Here is a 2,298-nt window from a genome sequence, read left to right as displayed (position 1 = left end):
GTCAGTTGCACTCGCGTCACGGAACAAGATCTACCGGTCCAGGCCTCACCACGAGGGCGAATCGACAGATTGATCACGACCCAATACGCGCCCTAACTGGCCGCGGCGCTCCCCACCGTCGACGGCGGCGGCCAGGGCGCCGCACAGCCGATCGGGTGGGAGAGCGACATCATCGCTGGCAGGCCGTCTGACCAGGCTGGCCGGCGCCATCGGCGCCAGCGCCCGTGACCACCAGGCCGCCGCGGCCGACCGGCCAGCACCGCCGACCGCGTAGCGGCCGGTGTCCGCTGGCATCACTGCCGCGAACCTGGCCAGGCCGCGGTTCCGGAGTTTCGGGACACCCCCAACGCCGGGCGTGCGTGGCGCCCGATACCGATCCGTAGCGATCTACTACGCTCTGCGAGGTCCGTCGTATCCGTGCTGTGGGAACGGCCAGCTGCGGAGGCCACCTTCACCCAGCCAGTCGGCGAGGGCTGGTGTGGCGAAACCCGGCCCCGCCGGGCGGCTGGGGCACGGATACGACGCACGCCCTGGCCCTGACGCCCGCATGACACACGGGCCAGCTCGACACACCGCGCCCAAGGGCTTGGCCGACGTCCCCCGACGGCCGTCCTCGGGGGACGTCTCTCGGCGCAGGTGCCCGCCACGCCTGCCCGGCCAGACCGCGCGGCCGGGCTGGTCAGAATCCGGGCGGCGGGGTCGCGGCCGGGCCCGGCGTGACGTGCAGGACGATCACGCCGTCGTTGTAGCTTTCCGCCGTCGCCACCTTCCAGCCGGTGTCGATACGGGAAGCGGGGACGTCCGGCTCGGAGCGAACGCCCTTGTCGCCGTTCCGCAACGGCCAGTCGAGTTCGTAAGCCACCTTCAGGCGGTGCTCGCGCACGACGCGCACCGCCTCGGCCACCGAACGCCCCTGAAGGTTCACCCCGGCCAGCGCCTCCCCCTGCCAGCTGGCGTCGGCCGGGTAGGCGTACTTCTCGCCGGGCTTCGCCGGGCGGCCCAATCTGACCTCCGCGGGCCCCTTGATGCCTGCGGTGACACTGAAGGCCGTAATGCAGTCTTCGACCTGCTCAGGGCAGCTGTCCCCGGCGAACGTCGCTTTCGCGTCGGGGTCGGACTTCTCGAATCCGAAGACGGAGCCTGGCTGTCGCGGCGAGACGGGGATCAGCCTCACCGTGAGGTTGTCCAGGCCGACCTTGTGGAAGGCTTCCTTCAGCTCGGCGGGATCGGGATCTCCTTCGGTGAAGTAGAAGGTGTACTCGTCGCCGACGCGGTCGATCGTCACCGCCTGGCTGGCGTACACCTGCTCGGACGCTCTGAACAGGGACGGCCCGACGACGATGGCTCCGGCCAGAGCGGCGGCCACGGCCAGGCCGAGCAGGGCGCGGCCAGGAGAGGCAATGAGCCGTCGTCGGGCCGGAGTTTGTTCCAGCGAGACGATCTCGGCCAGCAGGGTGTCCGCCCCCGCGGTGGACGCCCGGCCGGCCAGGTCCTCGTCCAGCACCCTCGCCCGGTTCTTGAAGATCTGGTCGTTGTTCACCGTGTCTCCTTCTCGATGAGCGGCCGTGATGCGAAAGAGGCCGATGGGCGGGTCTTCTCCAGGGCCTTGGCGAAGCGCTTGCGGGCCCGGTGCAGGCGGATACGGGCGGCGTTGCGGGAGCAGTCCAGCACGATGGAGATCTCGCCGGGGTCGAGCCCTTCCCACAGAGCCAGGGCTAACAGTTCACGGTCGCTGTCGGCGAGCATGCTCATGGCTTCATCCACGCCGTGCTGCCCACTGTGGTGGGAGGGGGCGGTGTAGAGGTGTTCGATCTCGTCGGTGAGTTCAGTGTGCCGGGTGAGCCTGCGCCGCTCGCTACGGCGGTGGTTGGCCAGGACCCGACGGGCCACGCCGTACAGCCATAGCTTGCCGGCCTCGCCGGCGGGGAGATCGGCTATCCGCTGCCAGGCGACCACATAGGTCTCGGCCACAACGTCGGCGGCGTCCTCGGGGGAGGAACACCGCCGTACGGCGTATCCGAGGATCTGCTCATAGGTTCGCCGGTACACCGCCTCGAACCGGGACCGGTCGTCTTGTTCACTCAACGCGTCATCCTCGTCAGGCCTTCCGAACGCTACGGGCTTTCAATTCCTACGTGTCCGCGGGCGACGGCAGAATTTCAGGCCGGATATGAACAACTGAGCCGATCGGAGCGAGCCGCGGCCTGAGAGTGCGTTACGCGAGCCTCTGCCCGTGATGCCGCAGTGTGATCGAGGGGATTTGTAGCGTTACCGCCAATAGGCGGGTCCGGGTGTGCT

Annotated in this window: 2 protein-coding genes; both read right to left on the bottom strand. The window is 69.0% G+C overall.

Features of this window, described 5'->3' with window-relative positions; genetic code table 11:
* Positions 1-679 precede the first annotated feature (679 nt).
* A complete protein-coding gene (locus tag AB0B45_RS51415; RefSeq protein ID WP_358146369.1) occupies positions 680-1,540 on the bottom strand; it encodes a hypothetical protein in 861 nt (286 codons plus the stop codon).
* On the bottom strand, positions 1,537-2,085 hold the full coding sequence (locus AB0B45_RS51410; RefSeq protein WP_358146367.1) for a sigma-70 family RNA polymerase sigma factor: 549 nt from the start codon (positions 2,083-2,085) through the stop codon (positions 1,537-1,539). Before AB0B45_RS51410 ends, AB0B45_RS51415 begins: the two co-directional genes overlap by 4 nt.
* Between the last annotated feature and the right edge of the window lie 213 nt (positions 2,086-2,298).

Origin of the sequence: Nonomuraea sp. NPDC049152 (genome assembly GCF_040648355.1) — a bacterium.
Taxonomy (GTDB): Bacteria; Actinomycetota; Actinomycetes; order Streptosporangiales; family Streptosporangiaceae; genus Nonomuraea.
This window is presented reverse-complemented; position numbering and strand designations above follow the sequence as displayed.